The sequence below is a fragment of the Okeania sp. SIO2C9 genome, from assembly GCF_010672455.1.
In the GTDB taxonomy this organism is placed as follows: domain Bacteria; phylum Cyanobacteriota; class Cyanobacteriia; order Cyanobacteriales; family Microcoleaceae; genus Okeania.
In genome coordinates, this window is sequence record NZ_JAAHGO010000218.1 from 1 (window position 1) to 1,480 (window position 1,480).

Below are 1,480 nucleotides of genomic sequence, written 5' to 3' on the forward strand. Positions count from 1 at the left end.
TCTCAAACAATTACTCATCAGAAAAAGAACGAAAGCTACCTCAAAACCATTCTAAGTGCAGTAAAAAATCTAAGGTCAAAATAGATAGAGAAGAAATATTAGAGTATCCGATGGAATTACTGCCCATAGATGCACAGTTTAAAGGTTACGAAGAAGTAATTATTCAAGATATTACCTTGGCAACTGATAACGTATTATTCCTGAAAGAGAAATACTACTCGCCTCAAAACCGAAAAACCTATTTGGCAGAATTACCAGCAGGTTATGAAGGAGAATTTGGTCCGGGAATTAAAAGCTTAATCATCAGTTTGTACTATGGGGGAAATATGACCCAAGGCAAACTATTAGAGTTTCTAGAGGACATGGGCATCTTAATCTCAGCCGGGAATTTGTCTAATGTATTAATCAAAAACCAGTCTTTTTTTGAAAGAGAAAAAAGTGAAATTTATGAAGCAGGACTATTAAGTAGTCCCTGGCAGCACTTTGACCAAACAGGAGCCCGAGTAGGAGGAGTAAACTATACCACGAATGTAGTGTGTAATCCTCTCTATACGGTCTACTTTACCACTGCCAACAAAGATCGATTAAGTGTACTTCAAGGTTTACTGAACGGAAAAGAACTAGAATTTATTCTCAACCCCTTCACCAACTCAATGTTGGAGACCTTACGTATACCAGATAAATGGAAGAAGTCTCTGGAATTGTTGCCTCAAGAAACTGTATTGAATTCCATAGAGTTTAATGGGCTACTAGATAGGCATTTACCATTATTAGGGTCACAAATGCGTCAACGTATTTTAGAAGCATCAGCAATCGCTTTTTATCATCAGCAAAGGGACTGGCCAGTCATCAAGACTCTCATAAGTGATGATGCACCGACCTTCAAGTTACTAACTGATGAGCTGGCTTTGTGTTGGATACATGAGGGACGACATTATAAAAAGTTAACTCCCAAGGTTTATTATCATCAACAACTGCTAGAGCAATTCTTGGATGATTTTTGGGATTACTATAGAGAGTTACTTGCTTATAGAGATGCTCCCACACTTTCAACAGCCCATAGATTACGCTCTGAATTTTCTCGACTTTTCGGGACTCAGAGTGGTTATCAGCAGTTGGATGAACGAAAACGATTAACTGCCAGCAAAATTTCGGAGTTGTTGTTGGTATTAGAGCATCCGGAATTGCCATTACATAATAACCCGGCGGAGTTAGCTGCTAGAACTATGGTGAGGAGACGCAATATTAGTTATGGAACTCAGACAACTGAGGGGACTGCATCCTGGGATACTTTTATGTCCCTTGTTGCTACTACTCGTAAACTGGGATTGAGTTTTTTTGAATATGTACGCGACCGCATTTTGAGGGCAGGTAATATTCCGTCTCTGGCAAGTATTATTCGCGATCGCTCTTCTGTTAGTTCCTTTGGTTGGTCTTGGCAATTATAATCATTGCCTACCCCATCATATTGAGTGGATAC

General features: G+C 39.3%; 1 protein-coding gene. It reads left to right on the forward strand.

Annotated features, from left to right (window positions below; all coding sequences use genetic code 11):
- On the forward strand, positions 1–1,448 hold a 1,448-nt coding region (locus F6K23_RS40430; RefSeq protein ID WP_293166840.1), incomplete at its 5' end, for a transposase.
- Positions 1,449–1,480 lie beyond the last annotated feature (32 nt).